Here is a 22,894-nt window from a genome sequence, read left to right on the forward strand (position 1 = left end):
AACCTAGAAGAAATCGAGTTCACCCGCCTCGACGTCCCAGGCCGTCGGTTCGCCGGCAGCGCGCAGGCGCACCACCAGGTCCGCCAGGCCAAGGCCTTCGAGAAGGGGTTCGATCGACATGCTCCACTCGCCCGACGCATGCTCGCCGATGCGCTGCAGCACGTCTGACAGACCGTGGAGGCGCTGGCTCAACTCGTCCAGCGCCTGGAGACGGGAGATGCTCTCCAGCGCCGCCCCGCCCTTGGCCAGATCGCCGGCGATATGTTCGCAGTCCCGGCACACCGCGGCAGCCGACATCAGCTCGGCCGCGAGACGGCGCGAGAGCTCGCCCACCGGAGTCAGGGCCTCCGGCGTGGCGATCGGGGATGTCGAGAGCTGGGTGGCGGTCATGCGGGTCAGAAAAGCTCCAGATCGCCGCCGGAATCGACCGGCATGGGTGCGGGCGTAGGACGTCGGACATCCTGCGGCGCGTTGTCGACCGCCACTAGGCGTTGACGGACGCGGCCCGAGGCCGGCCAGAATTCCACACGACGGGCCGAGACGCCGCCGGTGCTGGAGGAGACGATCGGAATGCCTTCGTCGCGCAGGAAACGTTCGGCGAAGCTGGCGTTGCTGGCCCCCACGTCGGACAGGCCCTCGAACAGCTTGCCGCCGCCGAAGATCTTGGCCTCCATCCGCTCGCGACGCGCGCCGCGCTTGAGCAAGCCGTTGATCAGCAGCTCCATCGCGTAGGCGCCGTAGCGGACGGCGTCGCCATCCTTGCGGCCGTCGCCCGCATCGGGAAGCAGGAAGTGGTTCATGCCGCCGATGCCGGCCTGCGGATCACGGATACAGGCGGCGATGCACGAGCCGAGCACCGTGGTCATCACCACGTTGGGGTCGGACGACACATGGCTCTCGCCCTGCGTTACGTGAACCTTGACCGCGCGTTCCAGGTCGTCGGGTTGTCCAAACGTCATGTGAGCTGACCGAAGACCTGTTCGATCTTCTCCTTGAGGCCCTGAACGGTGAATGGCTTGACGCAGTAGTTGTTGACGCCGAACTGCACGGCCCGCTGGACGAGCTCGCGGTCGGCCCGGCCGGTCAGCATGACGAAGGCCGTCTGCCGGATGGGCGGATGCGAGCGCACCGCGCGGAGCAGGGCCAGCCCGTCCATCTTGGGCATGTTGAAGTCCGAGATGACCAGGTTGGCCGGCTTGGCCAGGAGGTTCTTGAGAGCCTCCTCGCCATCCGGCGCCTCACGGATGTCTTTGAACCCGATTTGCTGCAACGCATTGCGGATCAAGGCCCGCATGGTCAGCTGGTCATCGACGACGAGAACGGAAATAGTGCTTGCTTGGGGCATGGGTTCATCGCCTCGCGGAGGCCAGATCGAGGATAGATTGACCCATGGAGGACAGGGAAACCTGCTTCTCCACGGCGCCGATTTCAAAGGCCGCGCGGGGCATGCCGTAAACGACACAGCTCTGCTCGTCCTGTCCGAGGGTCTTGGCGCGGGCGTTGCGCATGGCCAGAAGGCCCTGGGCGCCGTCGCGGCCCATGCCGGTCAGAATCACGCCCACCGCCTTGTCACCGACCGCGTTGGCCACCGAATTGAACAGCACATCCACCGAAGGCCGGTGGCCGCTGACCGGGTCGCCCTGCACCAGGCGGCAGCGCAGCCCGGCCGACCGAACGACCTCCAGGTGCGTCGCGCCGCCGGGGGCCACATAGACCTTGCCGGGCTCCAGCAAGGCGCCGTCCGTGGCTTCCTGCACCTTGGCCCCGCTGGCGCGATCGAGACGCGCGGCGAAGCTGGCGGTAAAGGTCGCCGGCATGTGCTGGGTGATCACGGTCGGCGGGCAGGTGTCCGGGAACATCGTCAGGATCGCCAGCAGCGCCTCGACGCCGCCGGTCGAAGAACCGATCGCCACCACATCGCCCGAGGGCATGAAGGTCTTGGTCCTCGCCGCGGCGGGGGCGGTGTCGGCCTTGGTCCGCACCGAGGCGCGGGCCGCGATCTTCACCTTGACCACGATCTCGTTGAGCGCGTCCTGGGTGCCCAGGGCGTCAGCAGGCTTGGCCACACAGTCGATGGCGCCCAGTTCCAGGGCCCGCAGCGTCATTTCGGCGCCGGCCTGGGTCAGGGTCGAGACCATGACCACCGGCATCGGCCGCAGGCGCATGATCTTCTCGAGGAACTCGATGCCGTTCATGTTCGGCATCTCGATGTCGAGAGTGACGACGTCGGGATTGAGGGCCTTGATCATGCCCCGGGCCTCGAAGGGGTCGCCGGCGGCGCCGCAGACTTCGATCTCGGGATCACGATTGAGGGCGGCCGTGATCAGGCTCCGCATGGTGGCGGAGTCGTCAACGACGAGAACGCGAATCTTGGCCATTAGCGACCTCCCACCTTGCGATAGGCGGTAAGCCCCGCGCTTTCAAAGGCCGTGATCGACGTCCCTACCCGTTCTGAGTGGCCGACATACAGCTTGCCGCCGGGCGCGACCAAAGGCGCGAAGCGGTTCCAGACGCGCTCCTGGGTCGGCTCGTCGAAATAGATCACGACGTTGCGGCAGAAGATGGCGTCGAACGGCCCCTTCATCGGCCAGCTGGGGCCGTTGAGGTTCAGCTCGCGGAAGGCCACCAGGCTGCGCGCGGCTTCACAGACGCGGAACGCGCGGCGGTCGCCGGGATCGCGCTCGAAATACTGGTTGCGGGCCGCCGGCGGGATGCCTTCCAGAAGGCTCTCATCATAGACGGCGGCGCGACCGGTCGCGAGCACATTGGTGTCGATGTCGGTGCCCAGGATCCGGATGTCCAGGTCGGCGGCGTTGGGCCACACCGACAGCACCGTGAAGGCCATCGAATAGGGTTCCTGGCCCGACGAGCTGGCGGCCGACCAGAGGCGCAGGCGGCCGCCGGCGCGCACCTTGTCGACCATCGGCTCCAGGACGTTGGCGCGCAGGTCGTCGAAATGGTGCGGTTCGCGGAAGAAGCGGGTGACGTTGGTCGTCAGGGCCCGCAGCATTTCCTGCTGCTCGTCGACGCTGCTCTCCAGCGCCACGAACGCGCAGTACTCCGTGAAGGTCTTCATGCCCAGGGCGCGAAGGCGTTTGGCCAGCCGCGAATAGACCAGGGTCGCCTTGCTCTCGGGCAGGCTGATTCCGGCCTGCCCGTAGAGCAGGGCGGCGATTTTCTTGAAGTCCTGATTCGTGAAGGCGAATTCGCCATCCACGATGGCTTCACGACGTTCTGTCATTGCAGCTGAGGTCATCAGGCGGCCAGGGCCTCGCGTTCGGGGAGGATACGGTCGAGCGAGATCTCGCTGATCATGCGCTCTTCAATCGAAATGATGCCGCGGACGAAGCTGCGAACGGTGTCGCAGGCCACGTCCGGGGTGGCTTGAACCATGTCGTCATTGATCGACAGGATGTCCGACACCGCATCGACCAGCAGGCCGACGGTGCGGTCGCCCGCCTGGACGACGATGAACACGCTGCGGACGGTCGGCTCGACCATCGGCATGCCCAGGCGCGCCGCCAGGTCCATGATCGGCAGGACGGCGCCGCGCAGATTGATCACGCCGCGCATATAGCCGGGCGTCTGGGGCAGCGCGGTGGCGGGGCTCCAGCCCCGGATCTCGCGCACGGCCATGATGTTCACGCAGTATTCCTGATCGCCGACCCTGAACGAGATCAGCTCGCGGCGTGCGGTACTCGCGACGGTAGTTGGGTCAATCATGACTTACTCCGCTGCAATTAATGTGGGTTCGACGGGACGGGGCGTCTCCCGGCGGCGAAGATTGATCACCGCGTCGACGTCCAGGATGAGGGCCACGCGGCCATCGCCCAGGATCGTCGCGGCGGCGACGCCTTCGACCTGCTGGTAGTTCTGCTCCAGCGACTTGATGACAACCTGGCGCTGGCCGTGGATGGCGTCGGCCACCAGGGCGGCGCGCGAGCCGTCCTCGCCCTCGACCAGCAGCACCACGCCTTCGGTCGGCGACGGCGAGGTGGTGCGATAGCCCAGGGTCAGGCCGACATCGATCAGCGGCACGAAGCTGTCGCGGACCGCCAGCACCGAGCCGACGGGACCCAGCGGACGAACCTCTTCGGCCTTGGGGCGCAGGCTTTCGACGATAGCGGCCAAGGGCACGACCAGGGTCTCGCCGGCCACATCGACCACCATGCCGTCGAGGACGGCCAGGGTCAGCGGCAGGCTGAGCGTGAAGGTCGAGCCCAGGCCGGGACGCGAGGCGATCGAGATGCGGCCGCCCAGGGCCTGGACGCTCCGGCGCACCACGTCCATGCCGACGCCGCGACCCGACACGTCCGAGATTTTCTCGGCGGTGGAGAAGCCCGGCAGGAAGATCAGATTGTCGATCTCCTCATCGGTCAGCTGCAGGTCGGGCGCGATCAGGCCCTTCTTGACGGCGATCGAGAAGACCCGTTCGCGATTGATGCCCTTGCCGTCGTCCTGGACCTCGATGACGATCCGGCCGCTGCGGTGCAGGGCGGCCAGGCGCACGACGCCTTCGGGATTCTTTCCGGCGGCGCGACGCTCTTCCGGGCTCTCCAGCCCGTGGTCGATGGCGTTGCGCAGCATGTGGGTGATCGGGTCGGCCAGCCGTTCGATGACCGTCTTGTCGACCTCGGTGTTTTCACCGTCCATCACCAGACGGGCCTGCTTGCCGGTCATGTTGGCGACTTCGCGAACCAGGCGCGGCATGCGCTGGAACACCGACTTCACCGGCTGGGCGCGGATAGCCATCACGCTGTCCTGGATCTGGCGGGTGAGCTGCTCCAGCTCATCCAGACCCATGGCCAGGCTGGATGACGGCGCGATGCCGTACTCGCCCACGCGCTGGGCCAGCATCGCCTGATTGATCACCAGCTCGCCGACCAGATCGATCAGGCTGTCAATGCGCTCGGGATCGACGCGGATGACCGACTGGCCAGGACCGGGGACGTCGACCTGCGTGGCCTTGGTCGGGGCGGCGGCGGGCGTCGCGGCGCGCGCGGCGACCGGGGCGGGCGCGGCGGCGGCCGCAACGGGCGGCGGCGCTTCGACGACGGCGGCCGGCTCGACTTCGGCGACAGGCTCTGCGACAGGCTCGGCGACCGGCTCGGCGGCCGGCGGTTCAATGGTGCTCAGAAGGTTGGCGAGGGCGGCCTCCACGGGCGCCTCACCGCGAACGATCTCGAGATCGCAGTCACCGTCGACGAATTCGAAGACCTCGCGGATGGCGTCTTCGCCGTCCTCGGTCTCGACGCGCACGCTCCAGGTGACATAGGCGGCTTCGGCGTCGAGGAATTCCAGGGTCGGCAGGGCGCTGTCGTCCATGGTCGCGACGATCGGGCCAAGGAGGCTCAGCTCGCGCAGCAGCAGGGCGGTTTCATTGGCCTTGCGATACAGGTCCGACTTCGGACGGATCGACACCGTCCAGACGTTGTCGGGGATCAGTTCGGCGTCGGCCGCCTGAGCGTCGATCGAGATCGTCATCGGCTGGAAGTCGAAGCCGAGATCGTCATCGTCCAGATCATCGGACGCGGGCGCGGGGGCCGGGGCGGACTCGGAAGCGGCCTCGACGGTCTCGACCACCGGAGCCGCGGCGACCGGCGCCGCCGAAGGATCGGTGCAGGCCTTCAGTTCAGCCGCCATGGCGGCCGAAGCCGCCATGTCGACATCGCCCATGCCGCGCGCGGCGCTCACATGGTCGGCCAGAACGTCGGACGCGCGCAGCATGACCGCGGCCAGTTCAACGGTGTTGGGGACTTCGCTGGAACGCACCGCGTCCAGCAGGGTCTCGAACACGTGGGCGAAGCGGACCAGCGGCTCGAGGCCGAAGGCGCCCGCGCCGCCCTTGATCGAATGCACGGCCCGGAAGACGGCATTGACGGTTTCAATGTCGCCGACGCCCTCCTGCATGGCCAGGAGCCCGCCTTCGAGGTCGGCGAGCAGTTCCTCGCATTCCTGAAAGAAGGTGACCTTGATGGCCTCTAGCTCGTCCATTCCCGAAGTTCCTTAGAGAGTTCTAGACGTCGAATGTGTTGTGAGATCAGGCCGCGACGCGACGGATGGCCTCGACCAGCTTCTCGGGATTGAACGGCTTGACGATCCAGCCCGTGGCGCCGGCTTCCCGAGCCCGCTGCTTCTTGGTGGGATCGCTTTCCGTGGTCAGCACCAGGATCGGGATGGCGCGATAGTCGTCATCGACGCGAACCGCCTCGATGAAACCAAAGCCGTCCAGCTTGGGCATGTTGATGTCGGTGATGATGACGTCCGGACGATGGGCGGAAAGAACTTCCAGCCCATGTTCGCCGTCGACGGCCTCGACCACATTAAAGCCCGCGCCGACCAGGGCCATGCGCAGCATGTCCCTCATCGTGCGGGAATCGTCGACCGTGAGAATCGTGCGCGTCACGATTGGACTCCATGGATGTCCGCCGAAAGGAGCGCCCCATCGGCGCCGAAAAGACGGGTGGTTTCTACAAAGGCCTCCGAAGGCCCCGTAATCGAAAAGGGTTTGCCGTCCTGCTCCCAGGCCTTTTTGGCCGCGAGCAGAATCTGGAGACACAGGCCGCCGAGGCGGCGGACCTGACCGGCCTCGACCTCCAGCGGTTCGCCCCGGTGCGCCAGGAAGGCGGACTTCAGCGGGCTGGCGGCCTTTAGATCGAGCGTTTCAGGCAGCGCGAGTGCGGCCATCAGAATTCCTCCCATCCGTCGGCCGCCGGGGCGGCCGCGGTAGCTGCGCCGCCACGAGCGGGCCGGGCGAAGGCGCCCAGACGGGCCCTCTGCTCGGCGACCGGGTTGCGGGCCGGTGCGTGTTGAGCCGGATCGGCGGCGGCCGGACGACCATAGGCGGCCTGGCCTTCACCCACCCGGAAACGGGCCATCAGTCGGACCAGTTCGGTGGTCTCGCCCTTCAGCGAGTGCGTCGCGGCGGTCGATTCCTCGACCATGGCGGCGTTCTGCTGAGTGACCTGATCCATCTGGTTCACGGCCGTGTTCACTTCATTCAGCCCCGTGGCCTGTTCGGCGGCGGAGGCCGCGATCTCGGTCACCAGGGCGTCGATCTCGCCCACCTTCACGACGATGCGTTGCAGCGCCTCACCGGTCTGTCCGACCAGGTTCACGCCCTGGCTGACCTGCTGGGTCGAGGACGAGATCAGGGTCTTGATCTCCTTGGCGGCTTCGGCCGAACGCTGGGCCAGCGCGCGAACTTCCTGGGCGACGACGGCGAAGCCGCGACCCGCTTCACCAGCGCGGGCGGCCTCGACACCGGCGTTCAGGGCCAGAAGGTTGGTCTGGAACGCAATCTCGTCGATCACGCCGATGATCTGGCTGATCTGCTTGGACGAGTTTTCAATCTCGCCCATCGCCGACACTGCTTGATGCACGACCTGACCGGAATGCGTCGCTTCGCCACGGGTGGTCGAAACAACGTCCGAGGCCTGACGGGCGCCGCTGGCGGTGCGGCGCACCGTGGCGGTCAGCTCGTCCAGAGCCGCGGCGGTTTCTTCCAGCGAGGCGGCCTGCTGTTCGGTGCGGCGCGACAGGTCGTCCGAAGCATGGGCGATCTCGTCGGCGCCGGTGCGCAGGCCGTCGGTCGAGGCGGCGATGACCTTCATCGTCTCCTGCAGCGAGGCCATGGCGCCGTTGAAGTCATCCTTCAGCTTGGCGTATTCGCCCGGGAAGTCGGCGTTGACGCGGAACGTCAGGTCGCCAGAGGCCAGCTTTTCCAGGCCTTCGGCCAGGCTGGTCACCACCAGGGCGCTCTCGCGAGCGGCGGTGGCGGCGGCGGCTTCCTTCGAGCGGCGCTCGTCGGCGGTCAGGGCCGCGGTCTTTTCCTGCTCGGCCCGCATCTGCTCGAGGTGCAGCTGGTTGTCGCGGAAAATCTTCAGGGAGCGAACGATCGCGCCCAGCTCGTCCAGGCGGGTCATCGCTTCCAGATCGATGCTGTTGTCGCCCTTCGACAGACGCTCGGTCGCGCCGGCGATGTCGGCGATCGACTTGCGGACATTCATGACCGTCAGGAAGGCCAGAGCGCCCACGGCGCCCAGGGTGATCAGCGACAGGATGATCGTGGCGCTCATCGCCGCGGTGGCTTCGGCCTTGTGATCGTCGGCCTTGGCGGTGGCGCGGGCGCCGGCGTCGTCAACGACCTTCTGCAGTTGTGCGGCCATCTTTACATACTGATCTTCGAAGCTGCCGGCGAAGCTCATGGCCATGCCCGTATCGACGTCGATCATGCCGCTGACCGTGTCGACGGCGCTGCGGCATTCGGCGAGGGCCTTGACGAGCGACTCGATCTTCGGACGCTCCGAAGCCGGCAGGCGGCTCGAGAGCGCCTTCATGTCCTTGCCCAGGGCGTCGAACTCGGCCAGCAACTCGGTGATGCGCGGTCCGGCTGACGGGGCCATCGGATCGGCCTTCGACGCCAGGATTTGATAGAGCGTCCCGTGAGCGTCAGTGATCCGGCGCGACAGCGACTGGATATCGCTGTTGATACGCATATCTTGCTCGACGACCTGCCGCAGGGCGGCAGTCTGGCTGCGCTGCACGACGACGGCGCCGCTGGCCATCAGGGCCAGCATCAACAGTGCGAAGGCCGGCGCGAAGCCGATCTTTATGATCAGTGGTAGGTCGACAAGCCGAAAGCGCTTCATTTCTAGGTCCCCTTCATGCGGCGATTCCGTGCCCACGGATCGCCAACAAGCCAGGGGGATCATCACTATAGATTCCTAACAGACTCTGACCTTGGTTAAGGGAAACTGGAGTTCAGGGGGCCAAGCGCTGCCATGAGGGACAATTGGTCGCAGGTGAATCTATAAAGACGGCTTTGAAGGCAGGTCGGAGGGTAAAAGCCGGAGCAGGGTTACCGCAAAGTAAATTTTGAATGTTCCGCAATGACTCAGAATATTTTAACTCGCAGCTGCGAAAAACGGCATGCGTCCGGTTGGCGCATCGTCCACAGGACGTGAATTCATTACTAGGAGCAGCGGGATGAAATATCCGATCGCTTTTGCCGCAGGAATCGCTGGCAGCTTTTTCATCGCTCAAGCCGCCTCGGCGGCTGGCGGATTCGAAGACCAGATGAGCCGTTGCCTGCAACAGTTCGCCAATACCCGGGACGCTGCTCAAGTGATGCTGGAATGCACCGCTGACGCTGGCAAGCTCTCGGAATGCAAGGTCGTTGACAACAGCGCGGCCGGCAAGGGCTTCGACAAGGCCGCCATGTGCATCGCTGAAAAGCTGCCGATGGGCGCCAAGACCGGCACCGTGAAGGTTCCGTTCCGCTTCCCGGGCGGCGCGTAAACTTCCAGCTCCTTATTCTCGGGGCTCAATACGCCTCCGCCGACCAGACCGAAGCGTTCCGATGGATCGCTTCGCGTCTGGTTCGCGGGGGCGTTTTGCCGTGCGCGACAGCTGGCGGCAAAAAGCGGACGCCCGTCAGGGCGCCCGCCTTGGTCAATATGAGCAGCCCTGGGTGGCGGCCCGGCGACCGCTTCTTGTCAGAACTCTTCCCAGGTTTCGCGGACCGCCGTCGCGGCTGAACCCCGGGCGGCAGGGCGCGAACTGGCCCCGGGCCGGCTGACCGGCGATGCGGGCCTGGCGACGGGCCGGGCGGGCGCGGCGGACGCGCCGGACGCCGCAGCCGTGGTGGGCCTCGTGTCGAGGACGCGGAAGGCCGAGATCAGATTGACCAGTTCGGCGGTCTGATCCTTGAGCGAATGTGTCGCCGCCGTCGTCTGCTCGACCATGGCGGCGTTCTGCTGGGTTACCTGGTCCATCTGATTGACCGCGGTATTGACCTGGTGCAGGCCGGTGGCCTGTTCCTGGGCCGAAGACGAGATCTGCACGATCAGTTCGTCGATCTCGGCCACCTTGGCGACGATCCCGCGCAGGGCCTCGCCGGTTTGTCCCACCAGCCCCACGCCGGCCTCGACCTGACGGGTCGAGGCGCTGATCAGGGTCTTAATCTCCTTGGCCGCGTCGGCCGAGCGCTGGGCCAGGGCCCTCACCTCCTGCGCCACGACCGCGAAGCCGCGACCGGCCTCTCCGGCCCGGGCCGCCTCGACCCCGGCGTTCAGGGCCAGAAGATTGGTCTGGAAGGCGATCTCGTCGATCACGCCGATGATGTTGCCGATTTCGCGCGACGAACCCTCGATCTCCCCCATGGCGGCCACGGCCTGGTCGACCACGATGCCCGAGCGTTCGGCCTCGGTCTTGGCGCCGGCCACGACCTCCGACGCCTGCTTGGCGCCCGCCGCGGAGCGTCGGACCGTCGAGGTGATCTCGTCGAGAGCGGCGGCGGTCTGTTCGAGACTGGCGGCCTGCTGCTCGGTGCGGCGCGACAGATCGTCGGCGGCGATGCCGATTTCATCCGAGCCCGCGCGGATATTGCCGGTCACGCCCGAAATGCGGCTCATGGCCTGCTCGAGAATGCCGACCGCGCTGTTGAAATCGTCCTTCAGTTTCTGGAACTGGGGCTTCACGTCATCGTCCAACCGGCTGACCAGATCGCCCTGGGCCAGGTGGGCAAGGGCTTCGGCCAGGCTTTCGACGATTTTCGTCTGGCATTGCTCGTTCTCGACACGAGCCGCCTCAAGTCGCTGACGCTCAGTCTCGATGGTCTCCAGATAGATCGAGATAGCGAAGTCCATGTCGAGCATCACCGCCTTCATCAGGGCGCTGACGGCCTCGCCGGCCTGGGCGGGGTCGCCCTTGGCCATGAAGCCCTTGGGCCAGAGCGAGTCGACGGTGGCGCGCAGCAGCCGGTCCATGGCGATGGCGTAGCCGCCGATATACCAGCGTGGCTCAAGGCCAATACGCGCATGAACCTGACCGATGGTCCGGACGGTGTTGACATAGGTGTCGCTGAATTCGGCCTGAGCGATGACGTCCCAGTGCGCCGCCTGGCGACTGCTGGCGGCGTCCATGTGCTGCTCGTCCGTGAAGAACTTGCTGGTCTCCGGCGTCGACTTGACCTTGCCGTAAAAGGCGGAGAGCGCCGGGCCGATTTCCTTGCGAATGAGCGGCCGCAGATCACGCAGCGCCTGTCGCGCGCGATCATCCAGCCCCATGAACGCCACGCGGTCGCTTAGGTCATGATCCTGGCTCATCGGCTTTGGTCCGTCCGGGGTTAAGTTACCGGACGGAACCCTCTGCCCGCATGCTTAATGCGGTCTTAAATATTCCCCTCCAGGGTGCGTCATCTCGCCACACTCGCCAAAGAGTCGCAGGGCGGCGAACGTCGTTATCCGCCCTGCTTCATGGTCTCGCGGGCGATGACGATCTGCTGGATCTGGCTGGTGCCTTCGTAGATCCGGAAGATCCGCACGTCGCGATACAGGCGCTCGATGCCGTAGTCGGCGACATAGCCGGCGCCGCCGAAGATCTGCACCGCGCGATCGGCGACCCGGCCGACCATTTCCGAGGCGAACAGCTTGCTGGCCGCGGCTTCCAGGGTCACGCCCTGCCCCGCGTCGCGCTTGCGGGCGGTTTCCATGACCAGAGCCTTTGCGGCCAGGGCCTCGGTCTTGCTGTCGGCGATCATGGCCTGGACCATTTGGAAGCTGGAAATCGCCTGGCCGAACTGCTTGCGCTCGCCGGCATAGGCCACGCAGTCCTTGATCAGCCGCTCGGCCACGCCCACGCAGACGGCGGCGATGTGCAGGCGGCCGCGATCCAGCACCTGCATGGCCACCTTGAAGCCCTCGCCCTCCTCGCCCAGACGGTTCCAGGCCGGCACGCGAACATTGTCGAAGGTGACGTCGTGAATATGGGCGCCCTGCTGGCCCATCTTCTTTTCCGGCTTGCTGACGATGAGGCCCGGCAGACCGCCGGGCACCAGGAACGCTGAAACGCCAGAGCCGCCCTTGGAGTCGGGATTGCTCCGCGCCATCACCGTGAACAGCGAGGCCTTGCCGGCGTTGGTGATGTAGCGCTTGGAACCGTTGAGGACGTAGTCGTCGCCGTCGCGGATGGCCAGGGTGCGCACCGAGGCGCTGTCGGAGCCAGCCTCCGGCTCGGTCAGGGCGAAGCTGGTGATGATCTCGCCCGAGGCGATGCCCGGCAGCCACTTGGCCTTCTGCTCGTCGGTGCCGAACATCACCAGCCCCTGGCTACCGATGCCGACATTGGTGCCGAACGCCGAACGGAAGGCCGGAGAGGTGCGGCCCAGCTCGACGCCGACCAGGCACTCTTCTTCCATGTTCAGGCCCAGGCCCCCGAATTCCTCGGGGATCGACAGCCCGAACAGGCCCAGGCTCTTCATCTCGTCGATGACGTCCTGGGGGACCGCGTCATCCTCGGCCACCTTGGCCTCGATGGGCCGCAGCCGCTCGGCGACGAAGCGGGCGACCATGTCGAGCAGCTGGTCGCGGGTTTCGAGATCGAGGGCCATGGCGTTTCTTCCTGCGTCAAACACTTGTTTTGACGCGGACTGTAGCCCGCAGAATCAGGAATGGAAGGCCCGGCGCGGAGGCCGGGCCTAAATCACACTAGTGCTGATCGCGCTCCTGACGGGCCAGAACGCTGTTGCGCAGGCCAAACAGCACATAGACCGCCACGCCGATCAGGTGAGCGTAGAGGAAGTAGAGCTGGGTCTTGGTCGGCAGGCTGGAGAACAGATAGAGGCAGCCCAGGATCGCGCCCGAGGCCACGACCGGCCAGATCGGCGTCGAGAACACCCGCTGACGGCCGGGATCCTTGATCCGCAGGATAATCACCGAAAGGCCCACGGCGATGAAGGCGGCCAGGGTGCCGGCGTTGGCCAGCTCGGCGATGTCCTTCAGCGACAGCCAGCCCGAGATCAGGGCCGACAAGGCGCCCGTCAGCAGGGTCATCAGCACGGGGGTGCCGGTCTTGGCGTTGACCCGGGCCAGGGTCTTGGGCAGCAGACCGTCGCGGGCCATCACGAAGAAGATCCGGCTCTGGCCATACATGAAGGCCAGGATCACGGTCGGCAGGGCGATCACGGCGGCCAGGGCCACCAGTTGCGCGACCCTGGGGTGTTGCAGGCTCTCGAGGATGAAGACCAGCGGCGCTTCGCTCTTGGAGAACACCTCGGTGCGCGAGGCGCCGATCGAGACGGCGGCGACCACCATGTAGATCGCGGTGCAGACGGCCATCGAGCCGACGATGCCGATGGTCAGGTCGCGCTTGGGGTTCTTGGTCTCTTCGGCGGCGGTCGAGACCGCGTCGAAGCCATAGAAGGCGAAGAAGATCAGGCTGGCGGCGGCCATGACCCCCACCTTGATGCCGTTGGCGTCGGGGGTGGCGGCAAAGCCCTGGGGCATGAAGGGCGTAAAGTGGCTGGCGTCAAAGGCCGGGATGCACAGCACGACGAAGACGGCCAGGGCGGTGATCTTGATGGCCACCAGCACCATGTTGACCGTGGCGCTTTCCTTGGTGCCAAGCGCCAGCAGGCCGGCGACGGCGAAGGAGATGATCACGGCGGGCAGGTTGACGATCCCGCCCATGTGCGGACCGGCCAGCAGGGCTTCCGGCGTGCCGATCATCCGGAACAGGCCGGTGGCGTGGGCCGACCAGCCGACGGCGACGGCCGCGCAGACCAGGGTGTATTCGAGGATCAGGCTCCAGCCGACGAACCAGGCCACCGGCTCGCCCATGGCGACATAGCTGTAGGTATAGGCGCTGCCCGAGGCGGGGATCATGGTCGACAGCTCGGCGTAGCACAGCGCCGCGCAGGCGCAGACCGCGCCGGCGATCAGGAACGACAGGATCACGCCCGGCCCGGCCAGACCCGCGCCGATGCCGGTCAGGGTATAGATGCCGGTGCCGACGATGGCCCCGACGCCCAGGGCGACCAGATGCGGCCAGCTCAGGGTCTTCTTCAGTTGATGGCCGTCATGGCCCGCCGCGATGGCGTCGATCGACTTGCGGCGTGTCCAGAAACTCAAGGCTATTCCCTCCGACTTGGTCTTCCGCCGCGACCATGGGCTGGGCGACGTGTTTCGCCAAGACGTGCGCGATCGGTCGGGGCATTTCCTGCCGAACTTCGCCGCCAGGGTCCACCCGGCGGTCCGACATCGGGGCTTTCAGGCCTGAATTGTCCGCAATTTAGCCCCGACGCGCGGTGAAGGCGAAGCGGGGGGCTAGAAGAACGCCCGGGTCAGGCCATAGGCCAGCGCCGCCACCGCCAGGGTGGAGAGGCCCAGGGCCGCGGCCAGCTTCGGCTTGACCTGCAGCAGGGCGGCGGGCCCCAGCTTGGCCGAGATGGCGCCGACACCGGCCAGCAGCAGGAAGCTTGAGGTTGTCGCCAGGGTGGCGACCAGCGCCTCGGGCAGCAGGCCAAGACCGCGCAGGGCGGCCAGGGCGGCGAAGCCCAGAACAAAGAGCGGCGGCCCCTTGAAGCCGGTCTTGCCGCAGCCGTCCTGTGTGCGGCTCAGCAGCACCCCGATCAGCACCACCGCCGGGCCCAGCCAGACGATCCGGGCCAGCTTGGCCAGGGCCGCGGCGCTGGCGGCGTCCGGCGAGACCGACGAGCCCGCGCCGGCCACCTGGGCGACGTCATGGATCGAAAGCCCGAAAAATACGCCGGCCTGGTGCGCCGTGAAGCCCAGGGCGTGGGCGATCGGCGGATAGGCCAGCATGGCCACGGTCGATAGCAGGTTGACCCCGATGATCACCAGGGCCGTCGTGCGCTGGTTGGCCGGGCTGGCCGGGGCGGCCTGCGCGGCGGCGAGGGCCGCGGACGCGCCGCAGATCGAACAGGCCGCCGCAGCGATCAGGGCCTCGGCCAGGGGCAGGCCCAGGGCCATGCCGACGCCGGCGCCGACGGTGAGACCGCCCAGCACCACCGCGCCGCTGGCCAGGATCGCCGGCCCGCCCAGCAGGGCGAACTCGCTCCAGGTGATTTGCGCGCCCATCAGGGCGACGCCCAGGCGCAGGCCCGGCTTGGCCCAGATGTCGAGACCGGCCGCCAGCCTGGCGCCCAGGCCCAGGGCGCCCAGACCCATGCCCAACACCACCGCCAGCAGCGGCGCCGGCGCATGCAGCAGGTGCGACAGCGGCTTGGCCAGCAGGGCGATCACCAGGCCTGCGATCAGGCCCGGCCACAGCTTGCCCGCCTCGAAGCGGAAAGCGCCCAGTCTGGCGACGGCGGCGTTCATCCCTGAACGGGGGCCGCGTCGAGGCCGCGTGTCTTGTCAGCCAGGGCGCAGCGACGACCCAGGCGTTCATTGAGACGGCGGACGGTGTTGCTGCCGGTGCGCTCGAAGGCGAAGGGCAGCAGGCCATGGACCAGGCAGGCCAGACCCGCGCCGATCAGGGTGAAGCCAAAGCTCCAGGCTACGCCCATGTGCTGGCCATAGGTCTCGCCAACCGCTTCCGGATGGCGCGTGAACGGCTTCAGCATGAGGACCCCCGATTCGTCGTCAGGTGTCCCAGCATGAAGCGGAACCAGAGAATGGCATTACTGGATGCGCTGCCGTTTTCGCCGTATGGAGAACTTCATTCTCAAATGGGCCGGAAATGAAGATGATTGATCTCGATCACATCGACCGCAGGCTACTGGCGATCCTGCAGGAAGACTCCACCGTCCCGATCGCCGAACTGGCTGAACGCGTAGGCCTGACCCAGACGCCGTGCTGGAAGCGGATCAAGCGCCTGCAGGACGCCGGGGTGATCACCGCCCGCGTCGCCCTGCTGGACCGCGACGCCCTGGACCTGGGCCTGACCGTGTTCGTGGCGGTGAAGACCGGCCGCCATGACGAGGCCTGGCTGACGGCGTTCGCCGCCGGGGCCCGCGCATTGCCCGAAGTGGTCGAGTTCTACCGGATGAGCGGCGAGGTCGATTACCTGCTCAAGGTCGTGGTGCGCGACATCGCCGCCTATGACCGCTTCTACAAGCGCCTGATCGCCACGGCCCCGCTCACCGACGTGTCGTCCAGCTTCGCGATGGAGCAGATCAAGTTCACCACTGCCCTGCCCATCCACACGTCTTGATCCTGTCACGGATGCGACCTCAATTGCGGACGCGATAGCGGAGGGCGGACCATGGACACGACACGACGGGGCTTGTTGATCGGCGGCGCGGCGCTTGCCCCGGCCCTTGCGGTCGCGGCGGAGACTTCGGTCGATCCGAAGGCGCCGCCCGCGATCCGCGCCCATCTGGGCGTCACCGAAAATCCCTATGGCCCCAGCCCCGCCGCCCGCAAGGCGGCCATGCAGGCGCTCGACGACACGCCCTACTACGCCTGGTCGCTGGAGCCGCCGCTGGTCGCGGCCATCGCCAAACGCGAGGGCGTCAGCCCCGACATGGTGGGCCTGTGCAACGGCTCGCTGGAAGCCCTCTCACTGCTCTCGACCCACTTTTCCAAAGCCGGCCCGATCGTCGCGCCGCAACCGACCTATGCGACACCCCTGCTCTATGCCGAGCGCCAGGGCGCGAAACTCGACTGGATCCCGGTCACCGGCGCCCACCAGATCGATCTGCCGGCCCTGGCGGCCAAGGCCGAGGGCGCGGGCTGCGTCTATGTGTGCAATCCCAACAACCCGACGGGCCTGCTGATGGACCCCGACGCCCTGCGGACTTTCTGCGTCGCGGCGGCCAAGTCGGCCCCCGTGATCGTCGACGAGGCCTATATCGAGATCAGCCCCGATCCGGTTCGCCACTCGATGATCGACCTGGTCAAGGCCGGCCACGACGTGGTGGTCGCCCGCACCTTCTCCAAGGTCTATGGCATGGCCGGCCTGAGGGTGGGCTTCATCATCGCCCAGCCGCGGCGGGTCAAACAGCTGAAGAGCCTGATCCCCACGCACAAGGGCCGGCCCGGCCTGGCGGCGGCCCTGGCCTGCTATGGCGACGCGACCTATCTGGCCGGGACCAAGACCTATCTGGAAGGCTGCCGCGAGAAGATCTACGCGATCTGCAGGGCCAACGGCCTGAACTGCCTACCCTCGTTCGGGACCTATGTGTTCGTCGACACCGGCAAGCCGAACCTGGCCTTCCAGAAGACCCTGGCGGCGATGGGCGTCGAGGTGCGGGTGTTCGACAGTCCCCTGCACCCCACCTGGATCCGGGTCGGCACGGCCAGCCCGGCCGAGCTGGATATCTTCGCCGAGGTCTTGCCCAAGGCGCTGAAGGCCTAGCCAGCCCCTTTTCAGGGGGGCGACGGATCGGCCCCGACGCGGGATGATCTGGCGATGACTGTGACTCCCGTCACAGACGACGTCGCGATCGTGGCCGAGGATGGACGCTGGTAAAGGCGCGCCAAGTCCTGCGCCCCTTTCCCGCGATGAGAGTACGGTGGGGACCGATGACTGGTGTAGTTTCTCGTCCGCGGGCGAATCTCGCGCGCGCGGAGGCCTTCAGGCCACGCGTCGCGTGGGATCCGGCCAAGCGCATGTTCGACGTCGTCGCGGCCCTGGCCCTGCTGGTGTTCTTCGCGCCGTCACTGCTGCTGGTGGCTGTGCTGATCCGCCTGGAATCGCGCGGTCCGGTGCTGTTTCGCCAGGCCCGGGGCGGTCTGGGCGGGCGCCCGTTCACGATCTACAAGTTCCGCTCCATGCGCTGCGAGGAGAACGGCGAGACCGTCGTGCAGGCGGCGCGCGCCGACGACCGGATCACCCGCGTGGGGCGCTTTATCCGCAAGACCAGCATCGACGAACTGCCCCAGCTGTTGAACGTCCTCAAGGGCGACATGTCCCTGGTCGGTCCCCGCCCCCACGCCCGGGCGCATGACGAGCATTATGGCGGGCTGATCCCCGGCTACGCCCAACGCTACCGGGCGCGGCCGGGCCTGACGGGCCTGGCCCAGATCCAGGGGCTGCGCGGCGGCACCGAGGACATCGAGTCGATGGCCCGGCGTGTCAGGGCCGACATCGCCTATATCGAGACCTGGTCCTTCGCGGGCGACCTGAGGATCATGCTGCTGACCGCCCCGCATCTGCTGGGGGCGGAAAACGCCTACTAGTCAGGCCACAGGTCCTGGATGTCGCCCTTGCGGTTCAGCATGTGGGTGGCCCGCTTGATCACCGCCAGCAGGCGCTCCTTCCGACCGTCGCTGTCATAGGTCAGGGTCGAGCGCGACAGGCCTTCCAGCATGAAGCGGGCGAGATCGCGGCTGGCCTGGAAGCGCGGGCCGGCGCCGGCGTGCAGGATCTTCAGAAAGTGGTCGCCGGCCTGGGCGCGGTCGAACTCGGCCTGGGCCGGGACCAGCAGGGCCTGGATGGCCGGATCGGTGCGACCGGCCAACTCCAGCTCGGCGAAGGCCATGAACGGCACGCTCTGCAGCAGGTCCCAGTAGCTGTCGATGGCGTGTTCGGTGACGTCCGCGCCCGGCGGCAGGGTGTCGGCGGCGGCGCGGAACAGGGCCGAGCGCTCGGCCTGGACATGGGCCACGGCGGCCTCGACCAGGGCCTCGCGGGTCGGGAAGTGATACAGCATCGCCCCCCGCGTCAGGCCCGCCGCATCGGCGATCACCGGGTTGGTGGCGGCGTGATAGCCGATCTGGGCGATCAGGTTCATCGCGCAATCGAGAATCCGCGCCCGCGTCTTCAACGATTTCGGGGTGTCCTTGGCGAGGCGGGCGGCATCCATGATCATGATCTAGTGCGGGCCATGCTGCATCGCAACAGCCATGCGCCACCTTGCGCCGCAAGGTCGCGCATGGCGACGCTTGCCGCCCTCTCCGCCTGCCGTCCAGCCCCCGTCGGCGCCCGTTTTCGAGGCTAACCCTGCGTCACCTCAAAGGTTATCAAAGGCTGAATGTCGCGGGCGGGTTTCATCAAAGCGACATGCAATCAGCTTAATCGCCGGAGAACTCGCCGAGGGTCGCGACCAATCCGGGGGCGGATCGACCAGGCGCAGCAACCGGGGACCCGCATGAGCGCCGAATCCGCCGTCCGCCACTATCGCAGCATCTTCATCAGCGACCTGCATCTGGGCACGCGCGGCTGCCAGGCTGAGCTGCTGCTGGACTTCATCCGCCACGTCGAGTGCGATAAGCTCTATCTGGTCGGCGACATCATCGACGGCTGGAAGCTGCGCAGCGGCTGGCACTGGCCCCAGGCGCACAATGACGTGGTCCAGAAGATCCTGCGCCTGGCCCGCAAGGGCACCGAGGTGATCTATGTGCCCGGCAACCATGATGACGGCGTCCGGGACTTCTGCGGCACCCATTTCGGCGGCGTCGTGGTGGTCCGCGACGTCATCCACGAGACCGCCGACGGCAAGCGCTACCTGGTGGTCCATGGCGACGAATTCGACGGCGTCGTGCAGCACGCCAGGTGGCTCGCCTTCCTCGGCGATTGGTCCTATAGAACCATCCTGATGCTGAACACCTTGCTCAATCGCGCTCGGCGACGCATGGGGTTCGGCTACTGGAGTCTCTCGGCCTATCTGAAGGTCAAGGTGAAGAACGCGTTGCATTTCATCGAGAACTTCGAGGCCGCCGTGGCCGATGAGGCGCGCCGCCGGGGAGTCGACGGCGTGATCTGCGGACACATTCACAAGGCCGAGATGCGCGACATAGACGGAATCACCTACGTCAACGATGGTGACTGGGTCGAAAGCTGCACCGCCCTCGTCGAACATGCCGATGGCAAACTCGAAATCCTCGAATGGGCCAAGCTGCGCTCGTGGTCGGTGATCGACCGCAAGCGCGCCGCGTCCGTTAAAGAGCCTCTGCCGGAGCCTGCCGCCGCCTGATGCGGATTCTTCTCGCCACAGACGCCTGGGAACCTCAAGTCAATGGCGTGGTTCGCACCCTCACCCGGGTGGTCGACGAACTGCGCGCCATGGGCCACGAGGTCGACGTCGTCAGCCCCGACCAGTTCCCGACCTTTCCGCTGCCGACCTATCCGGAAATCAAGCTGGCGATCGGCGCATATGAGCCCGTTCAGGACCGCTTCAAGTCGTTCGAACCGGAAGCGATCCACATCGCCACCGAAGGTCCGATCGGCCTGGCCGCCCGGCGCATCTGCCTGGAGTGGAAGCTGCCGTTCACGACCAGCTACCACACCAAGTTCCCGGAATATGTCTCGGCCCGCCTGCCTTTGCCGCTGGCCGCCGGCTACACCTATATGCGCTGGTTCCACAAACCCTCCGGGCGTTTGATGGTGGCGACGCCGACCATGCGCGACGAGCTGGCCAAGCACGGGTTCCGCAACCTGTCGCCCTGGTCGCGGGGCGTCGACACCGACATCTTCAAGCCGCGCGCCGAGGGCGAGCCGGACCTGTTCGCGGGCCTGCCGCGCCCGATCTTCCTCAATGTCGGCCGCGTGGCCGTCGAGAAGAACATCGAGGCCTTCGCGTGCCTCGACCTGCCCGGCACCAAGGTGGTGATCGGCGACGGGCCGCAGCGCGAGGAACTGGCCGAGAAATATCCCGAGGTGAAGTTCCTGGGCGCCAAGTTCGGCGCGGAACTGGGTCGCTATTTCGGCTGCGCCGACGTGTTCTGCTTCCCCTCCCTGACCGACACCTTCGGCCTGGTGATCCTGGAAGCCATGGCCGCCGGCGTGCCCGTGGCCGCCTTCTCGGCCCCCGGCCCCATCGACATCATTCCCGGCTCCAACGCCGGCGCCCTGGCCCCGGGCCAGACCGACGGGCTGAAGGAAGCCTGTCTGGCGTGCCTGGACCTGGACAGGACGGTCGTCCGCAAGTTCGCCGAGGGCTTCTCGTGGCGCTCCTGCGCCGAGGAGTTCTTCCGCAACCTGCAGCCCTATCCCGAGCCGGAAAAGACCCGCTTCTGGCGGCGGCTGCGCCGGCTGGCGCGGCTGCGCGGGCGGACGGCGGCCTGATCAGGGACCGGTGGACTCGCTGCTGCGGACCCTGCGCTCACGCTGTACAAGCGCTTGCATGGCGCGAAACACCCGCAGGCTGCACCAGAGATATCCCCAGATGAAGCCGGCCGAGAAGTAACAGACCAGCACCCCGCCGCTGACGGCGGCTCCGTCGCTGGCCTGTTTGAGCGGACCCAGGCTCCGGCCAATAGTAACGGACAGGTCGCCGACGGCGTCCGCCAGCGGGCGCAACTGCACCAGGGTCGCACCGACGATGATCTTGGTCAGCCAGTCGGAGATCTGCTCAAGATTGGTGTTTGGGACAATCGAGGTTTCCGTGACGCCAAGCTGGCCGGCGGGCTCGGCCGCGCGAACCCTCGGGACGCCGAACAGGAAGCCGAGCGCCGTGCCGGCCAGCCAGGCCGCCGTGCCGACGATCCAAAGAATGCCGAAAACGCCGAGGTTCTTCTCGGCTACCGAGTAGATCCCTACGGCGACAAGACCAAGGAAATAGGCGCCAAACGCCATGATCTCCCAGAATTGGAGATCTTCTTTCCCTTCAACGCTGCTCGTAGGCGCCATGACACCCCCCGATCCCTAGCCCAAATCTGGCGCCGAAATCTCAGACTGTCACGACTTTCCCCTCAAGATTGCATCCCGTCCCATTCAACCGGGCTCACGCGGCCCCTACTCCCCGTCGCCCTTCCGTCGCAGGCACGGCTTCAGGATCACCTTGTCGATCCGCGAGCCGTCCATGTCGACGATCTCGACATCGAAGCCGCCCAGTTCGACGATCTCGCCCTCGCGGGGGATGCGGCCCAGGCGGTCGAGGATCAGGCCGGCGACGGTGTGATAGCCGCCCTCGGCCTCGAAGGCCTCGCCCAGGGCGTCGTTGAGCTCCTGGATGTCGAGGCGGGCGTCGACCAGCCAGGTGCCGTCCTCGCGGCGCAGGATGCGGGTCTCGGTGTCGTCGTGGCCTTCGGGGAAGTCGCCGGCGATCATCTCCAGCAGGTCGATGGGGGTGATCACCCCCTGGACCGAGCCGAACTCGTCGACCACCAGGGCCATGTGCAGCGGGGTCTGCTTGAACAGCGCCATGGCGCGCAGCAGCGACATGGTCTCGGGGATGGCGATGGGCTGCTGGACGTGGGCGGCCACGTCGATCGGATTGCCCGACAGGCAGGCGTCCAGCAGGTCCTTCTTCAGCAGCACGCCGATCTCACCGTCCAGGTCGTCGTCGGTGGCCACCACGATGCGCGAATAGGGGCAGCCGCGGATCTCCATCATGATCTCCTCGGGCGTGTCGGCCAGGGATATCCAGAACAGGTCGCGGCGCGGGGTCATGGCCACGCGGACAGGGCGGTCGCCCAGGCGCAGCACCTCCTGGATCATCGAGCGCTCTTCCGGCTCGATCAGGCCGGCGTCGGCGCCTTCGGCCAGGACGGTCTCGACCTCTTCGGCGGTCATGTCGTTGGTGCGCTCGTCACGCACGCCCATCAGCTTGAGGATGGCGGCGGTCGACACGGTCAGGATGGTCACGAAGGGCCGCAGCACCATGGCCACGATGGCCAGGAACGGCGCCATGCGGCGGGCGATGGCGTCGGGGAACTGCAGGGCCAGGCGCTTGGGCACCAGCTCGCCCAGAATGACCGAGACATAGGTCAGGCCGATGACCACCACGATGGTGGCGATGGCCTCCGAATGGGGTCCGATCACCGGCATGGGCTCAAGCCACAGGTCCAGGGCGCCGGCGATGGTGGCCTGGCCATAGGCGCCGGCCAGGATGCCGATCAGGGTGATACCCACCTGCACGGCCGACAGGAACCGCGTCGGATGCTCGGCCATGGCCAGGGCCAGCTTGGCGCCCTTGTCGCCGCGATCTGCATAGGTCTGGAGCCTGGCCCTGCGGGCGGAGACCACCGCCAGTTCGGACATGGAGAAAACCCCGTTCAACAGAACGAGGAGGAACACGACGGCGAGCGCGAGGAGGATCATGGCCCTATGGGGTCAATGACGCGACGCCGGACGACGACCGCGACCCTGACTTCCTTGACGCGGCGAGGGTGAACCGTGGCCCTACTATACAAAAGAAATCGCCGCAGCCCATAGGGCTACGGCGAGGTTCCTGGGTCCGGAAGGCATTTGACGCCTTGTCGAC

General features: G+C 66.7%; 24 protein-coding genes. 6 read left to right on the top strand and 18 right to left on the bottom strand.

Going from position 1 to position 22,894, the window contains the following annotated elements; genetic code table 11:
- Positions 1-3: 3 nt before the first annotated feature.
- Genes ACW17V_RS17390 through ACW17V_RS17435 form a run of 10 tightly spaced genes read right to left on the bottom strand, consistent with a single transcriptional unit; the run spans position 4 to position 8,651 of the window.
- Positions 4-390, bottom strand: a complete 387-nt coding sequence (locus tag ACW17V_RS17390) for a DUF8776 family protein (protein ID WP_492106303.1) — start codon at positions 388-390, stop codon at positions 4-6.
- A 5-nt stretch (positions 391-395) separates the two neighbouring features.
- On the bottom strand, positions 396-959 hold the full coding sequence (locus ACW17V_RS17395; protein WP_492106304.1) for a chemotaxis protein CheD: 564 nt from the start codon (positions 957-959) through the stop codon (positions 396-398).
- Positions 956-1,345, bottom strand: a complete 390-nt coding sequence (locus ACW17V_RS17400) for a response regulator (RefSeq protein ID WP_010918325.1) — start codon at positions 1,343-1,345, stop codon at positions 956-958. Before ACW17V_RS17400 ends, ACW17V_RS17395 begins: the two co-directional genes overlap by 4 nt.
- Positions 1,346-1,349: 4 nt before the next feature.
- Positions 1,350-2,378, bottom strand: a complete 1,029-nt coding sequence (locus tag ACW17V_RS17405; RefSeq protein WP_492106305.1) for a protein-glutamate methylesterase/protein-glutamine glutaminase — start codon at positions 2,376-2,378, stop codon at positions 1,350-1,352.
- On the bottom strand, positions 2,378-3,256 hold the full coding sequence (locus ACW17V_RS17410; RefSeq protein ID WP_492106306.1) for a CheR family methyltransferase: 879 nt from the start codon (positions 3,254-3,256) through the stop codon (positions 2,378-2,380). The genes ACW17V_RS17405 and ACW17V_RS17410 overlap by 1 nt, the downstream gene beginning before the upstream one ends.
- A complete protein-coding gene (locus tag ACW17V_RS17415) occupies positions 3,256-3,723 on the bottom strand; it encodes a chemotaxis protein CheW (RefSeq protein ID WP_492106307.1) in 468 nt (155 codons plus the stop codon). The genes ACW17V_RS17410 and ACW17V_RS17415 overlap by 1 nt, the downstream gene beginning before the upstream one ends.
- Positions 3,724-3,726: 3 nt before the next feature.
- Entirely contained in the window at positions 3,727-5,994 is a 2,268-nt protein-coding gene (locus tag ACW17V_RS17420; RefSeq protein WP_492106308.1) for a chemotaxis protein CheA, read from the bottom strand.
- A 46-nt stretch (positions 5,995-6,040) separates the two neighbouring features.
- A complete protein-coding gene (locus ACW17V_RS17425; protein WP_419318856.1) occupies positions 6,041-6,406 on the bottom strand; it encodes a response regulator in 366 nt (121 codons plus the stop codon).
- The gene (locus ACW17V_RS17430) at positions 6,403-6,690 is read right to left on the bottom strand and encodes an STAS domain-containing protein (RefSeq protein WP_492108822.1); all 288 of its coding nucleotides are present in this window, start codon (positions 6,688-6,690) and stop codon (positions 6,403-6,405) included. Before ACW17V_RS17430 ends, ACW17V_RS17425 begins: the two co-directional genes overlap by 4 nt.
- Positions 6,687-8,651 (bottom strand): methyl-accepting chemotaxis protein, encoded by a 1,965-nt coding sequence (locus tag ACW17V_RS17435; protein ID WP_492106309.1) that lies wholly within the window; start codon positions 8,649-8,651, stop codon positions 6,687-6,689. The genes ACW17V_RS17430 and ACW17V_RS17435 overlap by 4 nt, the downstream gene beginning before the upstream one ends.
- 337 nt (positions 8,652-8,988) lie before the next feature.
- Here ACW17V_RS17435 and ACW17V_RS17440 point away from each other — a divergent pair, with 337 nt between their 5' ends.
- Positions 8,989-9,300 (top strand): energy transducer TonB, encoded by a 312-nt coding sequence (locus ACW17V_RS17440; RefSeq protein ID WP_492106310.1) that lies wholly within the window; start codon positions 8,989-8,991, stop codon positions 9,298-9,300.
- 197 nt (positions 9,301-9,497) lie between these two features.
- Here the strand turns inward: ACW17V_RS17440 and ACW17V_RS17445 are convergent, their stop codons facing one another.
- The 5 genes from ACW17V_RS17445 to ACW17V_RS17465 all read right to left on the bottom strand — a co-directional run bounded on the left by ACW17V_RS17445 (position 9,498) and on the right by ACW17V_RS17465 (position 15,367).
- Positions 9,498-11,108 carry a methyl-accepting chemotaxis protein gene (locus tag ACW17V_RS17445; protein WP_492106311.1) on the bottom strand — a complete coding sequence of 537 codons (1,611 nt, stop codon included), beginning with the start codon at positions 11,106-11,108 and terminating at the stop codon, positions 9,498-9,500.
- Between the two features lie 134 nt (positions 11,109-11,242).
- Complete coding sequence (locus ACW17V_RS17450; protein WP_492106312.1) at positions 11,243-12,391, bottom strand: acyl-CoA dehydrogenase family protein; 1,149 nt, start codon at positions 12,389-12,391, stop codon at positions 11,243-11,245.
- A gap of 97 nt (positions 12,392-12,488) precedes the next feature.
- Entirely contained in the window at positions 12,489-13,910 is a 1,422-nt protein-coding gene (locus tag ACW17V_RS17455; protein ID WP_492106313.1) for an amino acid permease, read from the bottom strand.
- Positions 13,911-14,105: 195 nt separating this feature from the next.
- Positions 14,106-15,122 (bottom strand): putative sulfate exporter family transporter, encoded by a 1,017-nt coding sequence (locus ACW17V_RS17460; protein WP_492106314.1) that lies wholly within the window; start codon positions 15,120-15,122, stop codon positions 14,106-14,108.
- Positions 15,119-15,367 (bottom strand): DUF6356 family protein, encoded by a 249-nt coding sequence (locus ACW17V_RS17465; RefSeq protein ID WP_492106315.1) that lies wholly within the window; start codon positions 15,365-15,367, stop codon positions 15,119-15,121. The genes ACW17V_RS17460 and ACW17V_RS17465 overlap by 4 nt, the downstream gene beginning before the upstream one ends.
- A gap of 122 nt (positions 15,368-15,489) precedes the next feature.
- Here ACW17V_RS17465 and ACW17V_RS17470 point away from each other — a divergent pair, with 122 nt between their 5' ends.
- From ACW17V_RS17470 to ACW17V_RS17480, 3 genes are all read left to right on the top strand, one after another.
- Complete coding sequence (locus ACW17V_RS17470) at positions 15,490-15,957, top strand: Lrp/AsnC family transcriptional regulator (RefSeq protein WP_492106316.1); 468 nt, start codon at positions 15,490-15,492, stop codon at positions 15,955-15,957.
- A 51-nt stretch (positions 15,958-16,008) separates the two neighbouring features.
- The gene (locus ACW17V_RS17475; protein ID WP_492106317.1) at positions 16,009-17,103 is read left to right on the top strand and encodes a pyridoxal phosphate-dependent aminotransferase; all 1,095 of its coding nucleotides are present in this window, start codon (positions 16,009-16,011) and stop codon (positions 17,101-17,103) included.
- Between the two features lie 167 nt (positions 17,104-17,270).
- Positions 17,271-17,927, top strand: coding sequence for an exopolysaccharide biosynthesis polyprenyl glycosylphosphotransferase (locus ACW17V_RS17480; protein ID WP_492106318.1), 657 nt, complete (start codon positions 17,271-17,273; stop codon positions 17,925-17,927).
- Here the strand turns inward: ACW17V_RS17480 and ACW17V_RS17485 are convergent.
- On the bottom strand, positions 17,924-18,553 hold the full coding sequence (locus ACW17V_RS17485) for a TetR/AcrR family transcriptional regulator (RefSeq protein ID WP_492106319.1): 630 nt from the start codon (positions 18,551-18,553) through the stop codon (positions 17,924-17,926). The two genes, ACW17V_RS17480 and ACW17V_RS17485, sit on opposite strands and share 4 nt — an antisense overlap.
- A 285-nt stretch (positions 18,554-18,838) precedes the next feature.
- Between ACW17V_RS17485 and ACW17V_RS17490 the strand changes: the two genes are divergently transcribed.
- Positions 18,839-19,663 (top strand): UDP-2,3-diacylglucosamine diphosphatase, encoded by an 825-nt coding sequence (locus ACW17V_RS17490; protein WP_492106320.1) that lies wholly within the window; start codon positions 18,839-18,841, stop codon positions 19,661-19,663.
- Positions 19,663-20,754, top strand: a complete 1,092-nt coding sequence (locus tag ACW17V_RS17495; protein ID WP_492106321.1) for a glycosyltransferase family 4 protein — start codon at positions 19,663-19,665, stop codon at positions 20,752-20,754. Before ACW17V_RS17490 ends, ACW17V_RS17495 begins: the two co-directional genes overlap by 1 nt.
- Here ACW17V_RS17495 and ACW17V_RS17500 read toward each other — a convergent pair whose 3' ends face one another.
- Complete coding sequence (locus ACW17V_RS17500) at positions 20,755-21,318, bottom strand: hypothetical protein (RefSeq protein WP_492106322.1); 564 nt, start codon at positions 21,316-21,318, stop codon at positions 20,755-20,757.
- Between the two features lie 105 nt (positions 21,319-21,423).
- Entirely contained in the window at positions 21,424-22,731 is a 1,308-nt protein-coding gene (locus tag ACW17V_RS17505; RefSeq protein ID WP_492106323.1) for a hemolysin family protein, read from the bottom strand.
- Positions 22,732-22,894 lie beyond the last annotated feature (163 nt).

The sequence above is a fragment of the Caulobacter sp. FV2ye17ST genome (assembly GCF_058680955.1).